A 15164-nucleotide genomic window follows, 5' to 3' on the forward strand; every position below is an offset into this window, starting at 1 on the left:
GCCGCGGGCACTACCCCGGTGCGCGGCCTACAACTTCTGGGTTGTCGCGACAACCCAGAAGTTGTCGGCTCCGGCGAAATACGTCCGGGGTGGGACGCCGGTCGTCGGCGGCGGCACACCCGGCGGCGGTGGCCCAGATCAGCGACCGGATCGACCTGGGACCCGGCGGCGGACGGGCGGCAGACCAGCGACCGGATCGACCTGGGACCCGGCGGCGCAAGGGCGGCACAGCAGCGGGCCGAGCGACGACGGCGGGGCAGCGCGACGGTTGGCCGGCGGGCGACGGCGTGCGTGGTCAGGGGTGCGGGCCTGCGCCGCCGCCGCGCCCGTCGGGTGCCGGATGGCGGTCGAAGAAGGCGCGGAGCAGGGCGGCCGACTCGTCGGCGAGCACCCCGGAGTAGACCTCGGGGCGGTGGTTGAGGCGGCGGTCGCGCAGCACGTCCCACAGCGAGCCGGCCGCGCCGGTCTTGGGCTCCCAGGCCCCGAACACCACCGTGCCGATGCGGGCCAGCACGATCGCGCCCGCGCACATGGTGCACGGCTCCAGCGTCACCACCAGCGTGCAGTCCTCCAGGCGCCACTCGCCCCAGCGGGCGGCGGCGGCACGCAGGGCGAGGATCTCGGCGTGCGCGGTCGGGTCGCCCGCGGCCTCCCGCTCGTTGCGCCCGATCGCCAGCTCGGTGCCGTCGGGGGCGTACACCACCGCGCCGACCGGCACGTCGGCGCTGTCGTCGCAGCCTGCCGCGACGTCGAGGGCGCGGCGCATCCACTGCTCGTGCCGCGGCCGGGCTCTCAAGACTCGCGCAGCTCCTCGACCTCGTCACCGCAGCCGATCGCCTGGCACACCTCGGCGGTGACGTCGGCGGGCAGCAGGCCGTCGGTGGCGCAGAGGGCCAGCAGCTTGTGCGCGGACACGCCGAGATCGGCCAGCAGGTCGGCGTCGCCCACCGGATCGGCGGTGGGGTCGGCGGCGGGGCGGTCCTCGTCGGCGTCGGTGGACTCGACCTCGTCGATCTCGACGACGGGCACCTCGACATCGCTCAGCAGCAGCTTGCCCAGCCGGGACTCGTCGGCGAAGGCCGAGTCCGAGCCGAAGATCCGCAGGTCCTCGCCTTCGTCGAGGCGCAGCACCACGAGATAGGCGTCGTCGGACTCGACGAACATCAGTGAGACGTCGGCGGCGGGGTCGGTCTCGCGCAGCATGTCCGCGACCTCGTCCACGTCGGCGGCGTCATGCAGGTCGAGCTCGCTGGCGGCCCAACCGGACCGGCCACGGACCACCGCGGCGGCGAAGTACGACACGGTCCCCCCAAATGGTGTCGATATGGGCGCCAGGCGACCCGCAGGTCACCCGCGAGGGCTGGTCATCCGACGGCTTCTGCCGGGGTGATGGCCCTGATCAGACAACGACCAGTCAGCCCGCCAGTCGCCGACGCATCGCGATCAGGTCGCGGAGTTTCTCCGCGGCGACGCCCCGCCCGGCCCCCCGACCGGCGCGGATGCTCCCCACGACGGGGAGCAGACGCTCCCGGCCGCTGCCTCCGGACAGCTCGGCCAGCAACTGCAGGCGCCGGCGGCACCGGTCCGGATCTGGCTGCTGGGGCGTCCACATACAGCCGAGAGTGCCGCGCGAGTGTGACCTCCGTCAAGTCCGGGAACGCGGTCGATCCGTAACGCTTCGTGACCGGTGCTTCTCAGCACGGTACCGCCGTGGCGACCGTCGCGGAGTCTTAACACAAGGTCACTCACAGTGGCCAGGCTCCTCGGCGGATCCATTCGACGACTACGGAGAGTGCGGCGGCGGTCCAGGCGACGCCGGTCGCAGCGGCCACCCCGGCGGCCACCCCGCGGTCGCCGTACCGGGCGAGCGCGTGCGCCGCGCCCCAGGCCAGCAGACCGGCCACGGCCGTCCAGGCGACGTAGCCGCCGAGGGTCACCCCGAACATGCCGAACGACAGCAGCCACACCCCCGCCGCCAGGGCGCCGGCGACGACCGCCCAGGGGCGTACCGGATGGGGCTCGCGCAGGGTGGGCCGGCTTCGGGTCACGCCCCTTCAACCGGCAGGAACGCCGTCACGGTACGGCGGTCCGGCGCCACCTCGGTGATCCAGCCCCCGGCCCGGCCCAGCCGCAGCAGGGTCTCGGCGCGGGCGGGGACCTGCTCGGGGCGGCCCGGCGCGGGCGGCCAGGCCCGGCGGGCGGCGTGCCCGTCCTGCGCCCACTCCCGCACCGCGCGGATCGGGTCCCGCCCCTCCAGCGCCTTGGCCGCCTCGTCGAGCCGGGCCTGCACGTCGGCCAACGCGGGCAGCACCGCCTCGGCGTTGCCGCCGCACATCGCGGCGACCAGCTCCGGCCGGCTGCCGGCCACCCGGCTGCCGTCCCGGAACGAGCCCGCGGCCAGGGTGAGCGCCAGCGGGTCGGTGGCGGCGGCCGCGGCCAGCGCCAGGGCGAGCAGGTGCGGCACGTGGCTGACCGCGGCGACCGCGCGGTCGTGCTCGGCGCTGGTCGCCGGCACCACCCGCGCGCCGAGGGAGGTGACCAGCCCGGCCAGGGTCAGCCAGTCGTCCAGGGTGCCCGGCTCGTCCAGGCACAGCACCCAGGCGCAGCCGGTGAACAGCGCCGGGTCGGCGGCGGCGAAGCCCGAGGTCTCCTTGCCCGCCATCGGATGCCCGCCGACGAACCCGGCCAGCGGCGTCGCCGCCCGGCGCAGCCGCCGCGCCACCGCCTCGCGCACCGGGCCCTTCACCGAGGTCACGTCCGTGATCAGGCCGTGGAATCCGCTGGCCACCAGCGCGTCGAGCACGTCCTCCAGCGCGGGCAGCGGCACCGCCAGGGCGACCAGCTCGGCGTCGGCCGCGGCGTCGCGGATGGTGGCGGTGATCTGCCAGCGCTGCGCCGCGGGCACGCGGGCGGCCGCGCTGCGGGCGGTCGCGCGCACCTCGGGGTCGGCGTCGAAGCCGAGCACGCGGTGCCCGGCGGCCGACAGCGCGCGCATCAGCGAGCCGCCGATGAGCCCCAATCCGATCACCGCGATGTTCACACGGGCAGCCTGCCACACGGCGAGCGCGGGAGCGTCGGCCCGGTGGGTGCCTCGTTGGGTATGACGTGCTGAAATGTACAAGATTGCGCGATATCGCGGTGGCCGCGGCACTGGGCATGCTGATCCCACCGCTGGCCGTCTCGGCGGCGCTCGCCGCGCCGGTGAACCCGGACCCGGCGCCCTCGGTCACCTTCAACGGCGAGGTGCTGGCCACCGCGTACCAGGGGACCACCATCTACGTCGGCGGCGACTTCACCTCGGCCACCAGCAACGGCAGGTCGGTGAAACGCTCCCGGCTGGCGGCGGTGGACGCGCGCACCGGCGCGCTGCTGCCCTGGGCGCCGACCGCCGACGGGAAGGTCACCGCGCTCGCCGCCGACGCGTCCGGCGTGTACGTGGCCGGCTCCTTCCACAGGATCGCCGGGGTGAGCCGCGACAACCTCGCGAAGGTCGACGCGGCGGGCAACGTGCACCCGGGCTTCCGACACTCCATCTCCGGCACGCCGTACGCACTGGCCGTCGGGCACGGCCGGCTCTACCTCGGCGGCTCCATCACCAGCGTGGACGGGCAGGAGCGCACCCGCGCCGCGGCCTTCGACGCGGGCAGCGGGGCACTCGACCCGGGCTGGCGGCCGTACGTCAACGATCTCGTGCGGGCCCTGCTGGTCGCACCCGACCGCGTCTACCTCGGCGGGCGCTTCAACGCGGTGAACTGGCTCAAGGGCACCGCCAAGGTGGCCGCGGTCGACCCGGCGCGGGGCGACGTCGACCTGCGCTTCTGGTCCCAGGTCACCGCGATGGTGCACGACCTGGCCCTCAGCGGCGGCACCCTGTACGCCGGCATCGACGGGACCGGCGGTCGGGCCACCGCGATGGACCTGGCCGGCAACGCGAAGTGGACCATCACCACCGACGGCGACGTGCAGGCGATCACGGTGCTGGACGGCATCGTCTACCTGGGCGGGCACTTCGACAACGTCTGCAAGAGCGCCAACACCGGCAACAAGGGCCTCTGCCTGGACGGCTCCATCCAGCGGGTGAAGCTGGCCGCGGTCACCCTGGCCGGGGACCTGCTGCCGTGGACCGCGAACGGCAACGGCTCGATCGGCGTCAACGCGCTGAGCGCGAACCCGGAGCTGGGGCAGCTGGTGGCCGGCGGCGCGTACACCGCGATCAACGGCAGCGCGCAGCGCCGCTTCGCGCTGTTCAACCTGGTGAACCGGCCCGGCTTCCTCGACACCGGCTGGTAGTCGCCGCCTGCTACGCCGAAGCTCCGCCCGCGCTGTGCCACGGGCGGAGCTTCGGTCTTGGCAGGGGTGTTACTTGAGGTTCTGGATCATCAGGGCGACGGCGCCCGCCACCACCGGGGAGAGCACCACCAGCCCCGCCTTCAGCTCGCCGAACGTGGTCTGGTCGAGGCTGAGCAGCTTCTCCAGCTTGCCCTTGTTCTCCGCCGCCTCGATCAGCTCGCCGACCGGCACGTGGTCGAGGGAGAAGTGCCGCTCCACGTAGAGCTGGCCGCGGCGGCGCAGCGTCGCTGCGGTCGGGGCGTACATGGTGCCGACGACGAACGAGGCGACCACGCCGGAGAAGATGACGACGCCTGGGTTGAGGTCGACGCCGACCGTGCGGGCCGCAGCGTTGACACCCATCACCAGCAGCACCAGGATGCCGAGCTGGCTCAGCATCCGGGCGCACATCCGGCGCAGCCGCAGCAGCGCGTCCAACTGCTGCCCCGGAGTGCCCGGCAGCGGGTCCGCCGCCACCTGCTTCACCGCCGCCAGCGTGGCGGCGCTGGGCAGCCCGCCGATGATCGCCAGTGCCGAGATCGCGATGCCCCGGGTCGTCAGGTTCTTGGCTTCCTCCCCCAGGCCGCCCGCCGCGGCGAGCTCGGGCAGCAGGAGCGGGGTGATGGCGACCAGGGCGGCCGCGATCACCAGCACGGTCAACACCGAGAACCACACCCGCCGCTTCACGATGACGTGCATGCGGCGCACCTCGGCCCACCGGGACAGGCCGAACCCGAACGCCTCGCCGGAGGCCGCACCCAGCAGGGCCGCGACCACCACGAAGATCATCTTGTTCTTGTCCGGGTTGGTGTACGCGATCCAGCCGCCGACCACCGTACCGATGATCATCGTCAGCAGCCGGAAGTCGCCGATGGACCAGGCGTTCTCCTCCCGCGCCGCGGCCGCCGTCGCCGCGGCCACGACCCCGCCCTGCGCGGCGAGCCGCGCGTGCTCGGCGTAGTCGAAGGCGCCGAGGAGCCCACCGGGCGTGGCGACCGGAGCACCCGGCTCGTGCGGTTCGGACTGTCGTTGCTGGATCACGCGATACTCTCCCGTCGGCAGCGGCTCGACCGGCATGGCGTCACCCGCCGGCGATCCAGGCGAGCGCCGTGCGCGGCAGGTCGCACGCGTCGGCTCGCCCGGCGGCTCGCGCACCCGCGGTCATGAGTGCCTCCCGTACGCCTGAAGCAACAGCGTGCGGAGGCTACCGCGCGCCCCGTGACACCGACAATCCGTCAAAGGGGCTTGGGAACGGTGGACCGCGTCACTGCCCCGGGCCGGCCTTCCGGTCGCCGTCCTGATCGGCCGGTCCCAAGGGGGCCGATCCGAACAGCCGCCCGGGCCACCGGCACCCCGGCGCGCCGACCGCACTGCACGCCCTGCCGCGGACGGCCCGACCGCCGACCGGCCGATGTCGCGCCGCCGGGACCCTCTAGCCTGGCGCCATGACGACCCTGCGTGAGCTGCTGCGCGGTGACCTGCACACGCACACCGACTGGTCCGACGGCGGCGACCCGCTCGAAGCGATGGTCGCCGCCGCCGCCGCGCAGGGCCACGACTACGTGGCCGTCACCGACCACTCGCCCCGGCTGACCATCGCCCACGGCCTGTCCTCGGCCCGGCTGCACCGGCAGCTCGACGCGATCGCCACGGTCAACGCGGCGCTCGACGGCACCGGGTTCCGGGTGCTCACCGGCATCGAGGTGGACATCCTGCCGGACGGCTCGCTGGACCAGGAGCCGGAGCTGCTGGCGCGGCTGGACGTGGTGGTCGGCTCGGTGCACAGCGAGCTGCGCATGGACAAGGCGAAGATGACCCGGCGGATGGTGACCGCGCTGGCCGACCCGCACCTGGACGTGCTCGGCCACTGCACCGGACGCAAGCTGCCGGTGGCCACCGACGCCCGGCACGCCGCCCGGGGCGGCACGCTGCGGCGGCGCGCGCCGAGCAGCTTCGACGCCGACGCGGTCTTCGCGGCGGCGGTCCGCCACGACAAGGCCATCGAGATCAACTCACGTCCCGACCGCCTCGACCCGCCCTCGAACCTGCTCCGCAGGGCCGCGAAGGTCGACGGGCTCCGGTTCGCGATCAACACCGACGCGCACGCCGTGGCGCAGCTCGACTGGCTCACCAACGGCTGCGCCCGCGCCGAGGCCGCGGGCGTCACCGCCGACCGGATCGTGAACGCGCTGCCCGCCGAGGACCTGCTGGCCTGGACGCGTACCCACGCGCCCTGACGGTCGGCCCGCAATCCGCAGCCGTCCCACCCGGCTTGATCGTCCGACTTGCCAGGCAACTGGGCGTATCTTGGGCGTTCTTTCGCCCATGTGCCTGGCAAGTCGGACGATCTTGCGGGGGGCGGCGGGTCAGGCGGGGCGGCGGCGGGGGAGGGCGCCCTGGGCGACGGCGACTCCGAGCAGGACGATCAGCGCGCCGACCGGCTGGTTCCAGTGCAGGGACTCGTCCAGGACCAGGATGCCGAGCAGGGTGGCCACCACGGGCACCAGGTACGTCACGAAGGCGGCCATGGACGCCCCGGCCACCGCGATCACGCGCATGTTGAGGGCGAACGCGATGCCGCTGCCGAACACGCCGAGCGCCACCACCGAGCCGATGACCGGCCAGGACAGCCCGGTGACCGCGGGCGGCAGGCCGGCGACGAGCAGCGCGGCCGCGACCGAGGCGACCGTGGCGACCACGGTCTGCGCGAAGGCCAGCGCGACGCCGGACGGCGCGCCGGTGAAGTCCCGCCCGGTGACGAAGCGCTTGATGTACGGGATGGACACGCCGTAGCAGGCCGCGGCGGCACCGCACATGAGCTGGCCGCTCAGCGAGGACGCGCCGTCGCTGTGCCAGAAGCCGAGCACGATCAGCACCCCGGCGAAACCGACCAGCAGGCCGGCTACCGAGCGGGCGGTGAACCGCTCGGTGCGGAAGACGACCACCGCGAACGGCAGCACCCACAGCGCGGTGGTGGCGTTCCAGATGCCCGCGACCAGGCTGTCCACCTGTTCCTCGCCGTACGCGAAGAGGGTGAACGGCAGCGCCACGCCGACCACGCCCGGCACCAGCAGGTGCGCCCACAGCCGGCGGTCGGTCGGGATCCGCTGCCCGGCGATCAGCAGCAGCGCCAGCAGGGTGAGCGCGCCGACGGTGATCCGCCCGGCGGCGACCCAGGTGGGGTGCAGCTCCCGTACGCCGATCTTGATGAAGATGAAGCTCGATCCCCAGATCACGGCGTTCGCCGCGAACGCGGGCAGCCAGGCGGACCTGCTCGCGGTCGCGGTGGTGTCAGGGGCGATAGTGGTGGTCACCCCTGACACACTGCCAGAGTCGGCCGAGCGCGCACCAGCGAGTTCCGGACATCGGAGCGAAGGATTCCGCCACGGCTGAGTCGCCTGCGCCGGGTCGGGGCGGTGGGCTAGGTTTCCACGCATGGGACGTGTAGATGACCTGGCGGATCGCTATGTCGACGAATGGGCCGCGCTGAGCCCCACCGGCGCCACCTTCGTCGGTATCAGCGGGTATGACGACAAGCTCGACGACCTGTCCGAGGCCGGCTACGCCGCGTCCGCGGACCTGGACCGGCGCGCCCTGACGGAGCTGGCCGCGATCGAGCCCGCGGACGAGCGCGAGTTCGTGGCCAAGGAGGCGATGACCGAGCGCCTGTCGCTGAGCGTCGCCCGCTACGACGCGGGTGAGTCGACCAGCGAGCTCAACGTGATCTCCAGCGCGCTGCACGGCATGCGCGGCACCTTCGACCTGATGCCGACCGACGGCGAGGAGGCGGTCGCCAACATCGCCGCCCGGCTCAACGCCTTCCCCACCGCACTCGCGCAGTACCGGCAGACCCTGCTCGACGCCGCGCGCGGCGGCAAGGTCAGCGCCCGCCGGCAGATCGAGGAGGTCGCCAAGCAGTGCGACATCTGGACCAGCGCCGACGGTGACGACTTCTACCTCGGCCTGGCCCGGCGCCTGGAGGCCGGCGGCGCGCTGCGCACCGAGCTGGACCGCGGCGCGGCGGCCGCGAACGAGGCCACGGCCGACTTCGCCCGCTTCCTGCGCAGCGAGCTCGCCCCGCTCGGCCGGGAGAAGGAGGCCGCCGGGCGCGAGCGCTACGAGCTGGCCTCGCAGTACTTCCTCGGCGCCCACGTCGACCTCGACGAGACGTACGCCTGGGGCTTCGAGGAGCTGCACCGGCTGGAGACCGAGATGCGCGCGGTGTCCGCGATCATCGCGGGGCCGGGCGCCTCGATCGACGACGCGGTCGCCAGGCTCGACGGCGACCCGAAGTACCGCATCCAGGGCAAGGAGAACTTCCGGGTCTGGATGCAGGAGCTGGCCGAGAAGGCGATCAGCGACCTGAACGGCGCCCACTTCGACATCGCCGAGAAGATCCAGCGCATCGAGTGCTGCCTCGCCCCGACCAGCGACGGCGGCATCTACTACACCGGCCCGAGCGAGGACTTCTCCCGCCCCGGCCGCATGTGGTGGGCGGTGCCGCAGGGTGTCGAGGAGTTCTCCACCTGGCGCGAGGTGACCACGGTCTACCACGAGGGCGCTCCCGGCCACCACCTGCAGGTCGCGCAGGCGGCGTACCAGGCGGAGAAGCTCAACCGCTGGCAGCGGCTGCTGAGCTGGTCCTCCGGCCACGGCGAGGGCTGGGCCCTGTACGCCGAGCGGCTCATGGACGACCTCGGCTACCTCGCCGACCCGGCCGACAAGCTCGGCATGCTCGACGGCCAGGCGTTCCGCGCCGCGCGCGTCATCGTCGACATCGGCATGCACCTGGAGCTGGAGATCCCGCGGGACAACCCGTTCGGCTTCCACCCCGGCGAGCGGTGGACCCCCGAGCTGGGCTGGGAGTTCCTGCGCGCGCACTGCCGCGTCGGCGACGAGATGCTGCGCTTCGAGCTCAACCGCTACCTGGGCTGGCCGGGGCAGGCGCCGTCGTACAAGGTCGGCGAGCGGATCTGGCTGCAGGCCCGCGACGACGCCAAGGCCCGCCAGGGCGCCGCGTTCGACCTGCGGAAGTTCCACTCCGACGCGCTCGACCTGGGCTCGCTCGGCCTCGACCCGCTGCGCAAGGCGCTCGCCCGCCTCTGACCGACCGTGGCACGCATTGACGTTGGCCTATCACATCGAGAATGGTCTACGTTTTTTCGATGTGATAGGCCAACGTCGATCACGGAGCGCGACCGTCACGGCGTCGCCAGTGCCTCCGTCGGGGAGAGGCGGGAGGCGCGCACCGCGGGGTAGAGGCCGGCCACGCCGCCGATGAGCAGCGTCGCACCGACGCCGCCGAGGGTCGCCCAGGCCGGCACGACACCCGGCCAGCCCTGGATCAGCGCGTACCCCGCCGTCACCAGCCCGCCCAGCAGCACCCCGCCCACCCCGCCGAGCGCCGCCAGCAGCAGCGACTCGGTCAGGAACTGCCCGCGCACCTGCCCCCGGGTCGCGCCCAGCGAACGCCGCAGGCCGATCTCGGCCCGCCGCTCCAGCACCGAGATCACCATCGTGTTGGCCACGCCGACCCCGCCGACCAGCAACGCGACCGCGCCGAGGCCGAGCAGCAGCCCGGTGAACGCCTCATCGGTGGCCTGCCGCGCGGCGAGCGCGTCGGAGGGCCGGGACACCTTGACCTCGTTCGGGGCCTCCGGGTTCGCCGTCGCGGCCAGCACGGCACGCACCGCCTCCACCTGCGACTCGCGCGACCGGGTGTAGACCGTGGTGGGATGGCCGTCGAAGCCGAGGTACGCCTGGGCGGCAGGCCACCCCACCAGCGCGGCCGTGTCCAGCTCGGCGGCGAGCGGCACCGGCCGCAGGATCCCGATCACGGTGAACCACCTCCCGCCCAGCCATACCTGCCGGTCCGGCCCGGCCGCGGGCACGCCGAGGCGGCTCGCCGCGGTGGCGCCGAGCACCACCGCCGGGTAGCGGCCGGTCGCCGCGTTGAGCCACGCGCCGTCGGCCAGCTCGGCGCCCACCGTGGCGGGCAGGTCGAGGTCGACGGCCCGCACGCCGAGGCTGCCGCTCTCCGCCTTCGGGATGCGGTCCGTGCGGTACACCTTCGCCTCGATCCGCCCGACCGCCGACACGTCGGTGACCGGGCCGATCCGCTCGATCATGGTGACCGCGGCCTGCGGCAGCCGCGCGTCCTGCCCGAACAGGCTGCTGCCCGGGGTGACCGTGAGCAGGTTGGTGCCGAGCCGGTCCAGCGTGCGATCCAGCTCCGCCCGCGACGAGGCGGAGATGCCGACCACGGCCACCATCGCCGCGATGCCGATGGCGATGCCGAGCGCGGAGAGGAAGGCGCGGGTCGGCCGCGTACGCAGGCCGATCGCCCCCACCCGCAGCAGGTCCGCCAGCCGCAGCTGCGGCGGGACCGGGGCACGTCCTCGATCACTCGACCTGCCCGGCACCTGTGCGTATCTTGGCCGCTCGTTCGCCCATTTGCCTGGCAGGTCGGCGGATCTCGGGTCGTCGGCGGGGGCGGTCATGCGGGGACCTCCGTGACGATGCGGCCGTCGCGCATGGCGACCTCGCGGGGGAAGCCGGCCGCGATCTCCCGGTCGTGCGTGATCACGACCAGGGTGGTGCCGGCCGCGTGCAGCTCGCGCAGCAGGTCCAGCACCACCTCGCCGGAGTGCGAGTCCAGGTTGCCGGTCGGCTCGTCGGCCAGCAGCAGCGGCGGCTCGCCCACCACCGCGCGGGCGATCGCGACCCGCTGCCGCTCGCCGCCGGACAGCTCGTGCGGCCGGTGCGCCAGCCGGTGCGCCAGGCCCACCCGCGCCAGCGCCGCGACGGCACGTTCGCGCCGCTCACGCAGCGCGACGCCGGCATACAGCAGGCCGTCGGCCACGTTGTCCACGCAGGACATGCCCGTGGCCAGGTGGAACTGCTGGAACACGAACCCGATCCGGCTGCCGCGCAGCGCGGACAGCTGCCGGTCGGACAGCGCCGCCAGGTCGAACCCGTCGATCTCGACGCGGCCCTCGGTCGGGCGGTCCAGTGCGCCGATCATGTGCAGCATCGTCGACTTGCCGGACCCGGACGGCCCGACGATGGCGACCAGCTCGCCGCGCCCGATCCGCAGGCTCACCCCGTCCAGCGCCGTCACCGCGCCGGAAGCCACCCCACTGTCCGGTGGGGCTGCGGCGGCCTGGCGGGACGCGCCGTGCTGCGCGTACACCTTCGTGACCCCGTCCAGGGCGATCATCGGCGCGGTCACGACGGCATCCCGACGACGGCGCCCTCGGCCAGCCCGTCCCCGCTCACCTCGACCCGGCCCGCGGCGAACAGCCCCGTCTCCACCGCGATGATCCGGGTCGCCCCGCCCTCCACCAGCTCCACGCCGTACCCGCCCTCGGCGAGCGCGAGCAGCGCGGCGACCGGCACCGTCAGCACGCCCTCGCGGGTGTCGGCGGTGAAGTCGACGTCCACGGCGGCCTGGTTGAACCCGGCGACCGCCTCCTTCGCCGTCAGCACCACGGTCACCTCCAGGTTCGTGGTCGGCGCGGTGCCGTCGGCGCCGGGCGCGATGACCGTCTGCACCTGGCCGACCTTCCCGGGGACCCGCCTGCCGTCGGGCAGCTCGACCTCGACGGCGGCACCGGCCACGGCCAGCCGCTCGTCGGCCACCTCCAGCTCGACCACGACTGCCCGCGCCACGCCGGTGCGGGTCAGGATCGGCGAGCCGGGCTGCACCAGGTCGCCCACCTCGGCGCTGAGCGCGTCCACGCGCACCTGCCCGGCGGCGTACACGACGCGGCCCGGCTCGACCGTGCCGGTCTCGGGCAGGCCGAGATCCTCCTGCCAGCGCCGCACCGCGTCGGCGGTCGCGCCACTGAACTCCCGGTCCACGGTGAAGCCGCCGTACCCGAGCGCCTTGAGGTTCTGCTCGAACTGCTTCACGTCCGGCCCCTCGACCCCGCTGCGCAGCACGCGGTACGCGGGCATCGTGCCGTAGAGCAGCACCACCGGCTCGTCGTCCACGCGGAACAGCGGCCTGCCCCGGCCGACCAGCGCGTTCTCGGCCGGCAGCCAGGTGACCGTGCCCGCGGCCCGCGCGCCGACGGTGGACTGCGTGCCGTACCCCAGGGTGCCGGTCTTTGTCTCGGTGTCGGCCAGCGTCTGCCGGTTCACCGTGGCCGTCTCCACCGGCCCGGAGGCGGTCGCCTCGTCACCGCCGGAGAACGTCGGCAGGCCCACGGCCAGCCCCGCGGCCGCGGCGACCGCCAGCACGGCGAGCCCGCCGACCAGGTGACGTGCCCTCACTTGCCACCGCCGCCCTTGACGTCCGGCAGCAGGCCGCGGCACTTCTCCAGCGCCTGCTGGAACCGCGGGCTGGTACGCAGCTCCGCCATGCTGCCCTCGATGCGCAGCTTGCCGGTGTCGTCGGGCTCCGGGAACTCCTCGACACCGTTCTCCCGCATGCACCGCGACAGCGCGCGGAGCTGCTCCACCTGCTGCGGGTCGAGCTGCACCGCCTCGCCGCCGTTGGGCAGCAGCGTCTTGCACGCCTCCAGCGCCGGCGCCAGCTTGTCCTTGGGCAGCTTCGACATCTCGGCGCGCATGGCCTCGCCCGGCTCGGGGTCGGGCATGTCCACGCCGTGCTCGCGCATACACGCCGCGAACCTGCGGCCCTGCTCGGTCTTGTCCACCGCGGTGGGCGAGGCCGCGGCGCCCGGCCGGGCACCGCCCGCCGTCGCCACCCCCTCGTCCGCCTTCCCGCCGCACGCCGCCAGCGCCAGCACCCCCGCCAGCCCGGCCCCGACGGCCACCGTTCTGATCCTCATCCCGCCATCACACCCACCCCCGCGTATCCCCGGCATAACCTCACCCACCGCACCCCCCGGACCCGCCGCCCCGCCGACCCCGCCCCACCCCTGGCGCAACTCTTGAAAACACGCGTCGTCCAGGGGCGGGCGAAGCCGCGACTGTTTAAGAGTTGCGGCGGGGATGGGGTGGCCGGGTGGGGTGGAGGGGCAGGTCGGGTGGGGTTCGGGTTATGCGGGGGTTATGGCGGGGCGGGCATCATGGGCGGGTGCGAGTGCTGGTGGTGGAGGACGAGGACGTGCTGGCGGACGCGGTCGCGGAGTGGCTGCGCCGGGAGGCGTTCGCGGTGGACGTGGCGTACGACGGGGACACCGCGCACGAGCGGCTCGCCGTCAACCCGTACGACGTGGTGGTCCTCGACCGCGACCTGCCGGGGCGGCCGGGCGACGAGCTGTGCCGCGAGATCTCCGACACGCTGCCACAGACCCGGGTGCTGATGCTGACCGCCGCGGCGGCGGTGCGGGAGCGGGTGGCCGGGCTCGCGCTCGGCGCCGACGACTACCTCACCAAGCCGTTCGCGATGGTCGAGCTCGCGGCGCGGGTGCACGCGCTGGCCCGGCGGGCCGTGGTGCGGAACCCGGCGGTGCTGCAGCGGGCCGGCATCGCGCTCGACCCGGCCCGGCGCACCGCCGCCCGCGACGGCCGCGACCTGGCCCTGGCCCGCAAGGAGTTCGCCGTGCTCGCCGAGCTGCTGCGCGCCGACGGCGCCGTGGTCTCCGCCGAGCAGCTGCTGGAGCGGGCCTGGGACGAGCACATCGACCCGTTCACCAACGTGGTGCGGGTGACCGTGATGAAGCTGCGGCGCAAGCTCGGCGAGCCGCAGCCGATCGAGACCGTCGCCGGCGTGGGGTACCGGATCCCGTGAACAGGCTGACCCTGCGCGCCCGGCTGACCCTGCTCTACGTGGTCCTGTTCACCGTGGCCGGGCTGGCCCTGCTGGCCATCACCTACGTCCTGGTCAAGTGGCAGCTGAACACCAAACCGATCGACACCCGGATGGCCGTGACGGACCTGCTCAAGACCGGTGGCGACATCACCAAGCTGAAGGAGCTGCTGCAGGAGAAGGCCGACCAGTCCCGCGCCGACACCCTCACCACGATCGTCACGCAGGGCGGGATCGCGCTGGCCGTGGTGCTGACCGCCGCGACCGGCGTCGCGTGGGCGCTGGCCGGGCGGGCGCTGCAGCCGCTGCACCGGATCACCGCGACGGCCGGCCGGATCGCGGCGAGCGCGGGCGGCCGCGGGCTGCACGAGCGGATCGCGCTCGCCGGGCCGAAGGACGAGGTGAAGCAGCTCGCCGACACGTTCGACGCGATGGTCGGGCGGCTCGACCACTCCTTCGACGGGCAGCGGCGGTTCGTCGCGAACGCCTCGCACGAGCTGCGTACGCCGCTGGCGCTGAACCGGGCGCTGGTCGAGCTGGCCGTCACCCGGCCCGGCGCGAGCGCCGACGCGCGGCAGCTCGGCGAGGCGCTGCTGAAGGTCAACGAGCGGCACGAGCGGCTGATCGACGGGCTGCTGACGCTGGCCGACAGCGAGCACGAGATCGCCGAGCGGACCCCGGTCGACCTGGCCGACATCGCCGAGTACGTGCTGGAGGTGCTGCCCGCCGGCGGCCCCGCGGTGACCAGCCTGCTCGATCCGGCTCCGGTGACCGGCGACCCGGTGCTGCTGGAGCGGCTGGTGCAGAACCTGGTCGAGAACGCGGTCCGGCACAACGTGCCCGGCGGCTGGCTGCGGGTGGAGACGTCGACGGTGGACGGGCGGGCCCGGCTGGTGGTGACGAACAGCGGGCCGGCCGTGCCGGCGTACGAGATGGAATCGATCTTCCAGCCCTTCCGGCGCCTGGGCCGCGAGCGGGTCGGCGGCCCCTCCCGGGGGCTCGGCCTCGGCCTGTCGATCGTGCGCGCGATCGCCCAGGCCCACCACGGCACCGCCACCGCGGCCCCCCGCCCCGGCGGCGGCCTCACCCTCACCATCACCCTCTGACCCCCCAA

The 15164-nt window shown here is 74.0% G+C and carries 15 protein-coding genes; 5 read left to right on the forward strand and 10 right to left on the reverse strand.

Going from position 1 to position 15164, the window contains the following annotated elements:
- Positions 1–295: 295 nt before the first annotated feature.
- The 4 genes from tadA to AB0J67_RS21610 form a co-directional block, all read right to left on the reverse strand.
- Complete coding sequence (gene tadA, locus AB0J67_RS21595; RefSeq protein WP_363485193.1) at positions 296–796, reverse strand: tRNA adenosine(34) deaminase TadA; 501 nt, start codon at positions 794–796, stop codon at positions 296–298.
- A complete protein-coding gene (locus AB0J67_RS21600) occupies positions 793–1302 on the reverse strand; it encodes a tRNA adenosine deaminase-associated protein (RefSeq protein WP_363485194.1) in 510 nt (169 codons plus the stop codon). Before AB0J67_RS21600 ends, tadA begins: the two co-directional genes overlap by 4 nt.
- Before the next feature lie 443 nt (positions 1303–1745).
- Positions 1746–2048 carry a hypothetical protein gene (locus tag AB0J67_RS21605; RefSeq protein ID WP_363485195.1) on the reverse strand — a complete coding sequence of 101 codons (303 nt, stop codon included), beginning with the start codon at positions 2046–2048 and terminating at the stop codon, positions 1746–1748.
- On the reverse strand, positions 2045–3040 hold the full coding sequence (locus AB0J67_RS21610) for a prephenate dehydrogenase/arogenate dehydrogenase family protein (protein ID WP_363485196.1): 996 nt from the start codon (positions 3038–3040) through the stop codon (positions 2045–2047). Before AB0J67_RS21610 ends, AB0J67_RS21605 begins: the two co-directional genes overlap by 4 nt.
- A gap of 98 nt (positions 3041–3138) precedes the next feature.
- Between AB0J67_RS21610 and AB0J67_RS21615 the strand changes: the two genes are divergently transcribed.
- Entirely contained in the window at positions 3139–4290 is a 1152-nt protein-coding gene (locus tag AB0J67_RS21615; RefSeq protein WP_363485197.1) for a hypothetical protein, read from the forward strand.
- A gap of 69 nt (positions 4291–4359) precedes the next feature.
- On the opposite strand, the gene AB0J67_RS21620 is transcribed toward AB0J67_RS21615, so the two are convergent.
- Positions 4360–5370, reverse strand: a complete 1011-nt coding sequence (locus tag AB0J67_RS21620) for a hypothetical protein (protein WP_363485198.1) — start codon at positions 5368–5370, stop codon at positions 4360–4362.
- A 404-nt stretch (positions 5371–5774) separates the two neighbouring features.
- Here AB0J67_RS21620 and AB0J67_RS21625 point away from each other — a divergent pair, with 404 nt between their 5' ends.
- A complete protein-coding gene (locus AB0J67_RS21625; RefSeq protein WP_363485199.1) occupies positions 5775–6566 on the forward strand; it encodes a PHP domain-containing protein in 792 nt (263 codons plus the stop codon).
- A gap of 129 nt (positions 6567–6695) precedes the next feature.
- On the opposite strand, the gene AB0J67_RS21630 is transcribed toward AB0J67_RS21625, so the two are convergent.
- On the reverse strand, positions 6696–7643 hold the full coding sequence (locus AB0J67_RS21630) for a DMT family transporter (RefSeq protein WP_363485200.1): 948 nt from the start codon (positions 7641–7643) through the stop codon (positions 6696–6698).
- Between the two features lie 121 nt (positions 7644–7764).
- Between AB0J67_RS21630 and AB0J67_RS21635 the strand changes: the two genes are divergently transcribed.
- Entirely contained in the window at positions 7765–9435 is a 1671-nt protein-coding gene (locus AB0J67_RS21635) for a DUF885 domain-containing protein (protein WP_363485201.1), read from the forward strand.
- Between the two features lie 95 nt (positions 9436–9530).
- Here the strand turns inward: AB0J67_RS21635 and AB0J67_RS21640 are convergent, their stop codons facing one another.
- The 4 genes from AB0J67_RS21640 to AB0J67_RS21655 are packed head-to-tail and all read right to left on the reverse strand — an operon-like array spanning position 9531 to position 13127.
- Positions 9531–10829, reverse strand: a complete 1299-nt coding sequence (locus tag AB0J67_RS21640) for an ABC transporter permease (protein WP_363485202.1) — start codon at positions 10827–10829, stop codon at positions 9531–9533.
- Complete coding sequence (locus tag AB0J67_RS21645; protein WP_363485224.1) at positions 10826–11548, reverse strand: ABC transporter ATP-binding protein; 723 nt, start codon at positions 11546–11548, stop codon at positions 10826–10828. Before AB0J67_RS21645 ends, AB0J67_RS21640 begins: the two co-directional genes overlap by 4 nt.
- An 8-nt stretch (positions 11549–11556) precedes the next feature.
- Positions 11557–12606 (reverse strand): peptidoglycan-binding domain-containing protein, encoded by a 1050-nt coding sequence (locus AB0J67_RS21650; protein ID WP_363485203.1) that lies wholly within the window; start codon positions 12604–12606, stop codon positions 11557–11559.
- On the reverse strand, positions 12603–13127 hold the full coding sequence (locus tag AB0J67_RS21655; RefSeq protein ID WP_363485204.1) for a hypothetical protein: 525 nt from the start codon (positions 13125–13127) through the stop codon (positions 12603–12605). The genes AB0J67_RS21650 and AB0J67_RS21655 overlap by 4 nt, the downstream gene beginning before the upstream one ends.
- A 248-nt stretch (positions 13128–13375) precedes the next feature.
- Between AB0J67_RS21655 and AB0J67_RS21660 the strand changes: the two genes are divergently transcribed.
- Positions 13376–14032 (forward strand): response regulator transcription factor, encoded by a 657-nt coding sequence (locus AB0J67_RS21660; RefSeq protein WP_363485205.1) that lies wholly within the window; start codon positions 13376–13378, stop codon positions 14030–14032.
- Entirely contained in the window at positions 14029–15156 is a 1128-nt protein-coding gene (locus tag AB0J67_RS21665; RefSeq protein WP_363485206.1) for a HAMP domain-containing sensor histidine kinase, read from the forward strand. Before AB0J67_RS21660 ends, AB0J67_RS21665 begins: the two co-directional genes overlap by 4 nt.
- Positions 15157–15164: the final 8 nt, after the last annotated feature.

The organism is Catellatospora sp. NPDC049609 (assembly GCF_040675365.1).
GTDB lineage: Bacteria > Actinomycetota > Actinomycetes > Mycobacteriales > Micromonosporaceae > Catellatospora.

Coding starts and splice junctions, on each gene's coding strand:
- AB0J67_RS21640 (WP_363485202.1), bottom strand. CDS start 10,829: ATGACCGCCCCCGCCGACGACCCGAGATCCGCCGACCTGCCAGGCAAA.
- AB0J67_RS21655 (WP_363485204.1), bottom strand. CDS start 13,127: ATGAGGATCAGAACGGTGGCCGTCGGGGCCGGGCTGGCGGGGGTGCTG.
- AB0J67_RS21645 (WP_363485224.1), bottom strand. CDS start 11,548: ATGATCGCCCTGGACGGGGTCACGAAGGTGTACGCGCAGCACGGCGCG.
- AB0J67_RS21635 (WP_363485201.1), top strand. CDS start 7,765: ATGGGACGTGTAGATGACCTGGCGGATCGCTATGTCGACGAATGGGCC.
- AB0J67_RS21625 (WP_363485199.1), top strand. CDS start 5,775: ATGACGACCCTGCGTGAGCTGCTGCGCGGTGACCTGCACACGCACACC.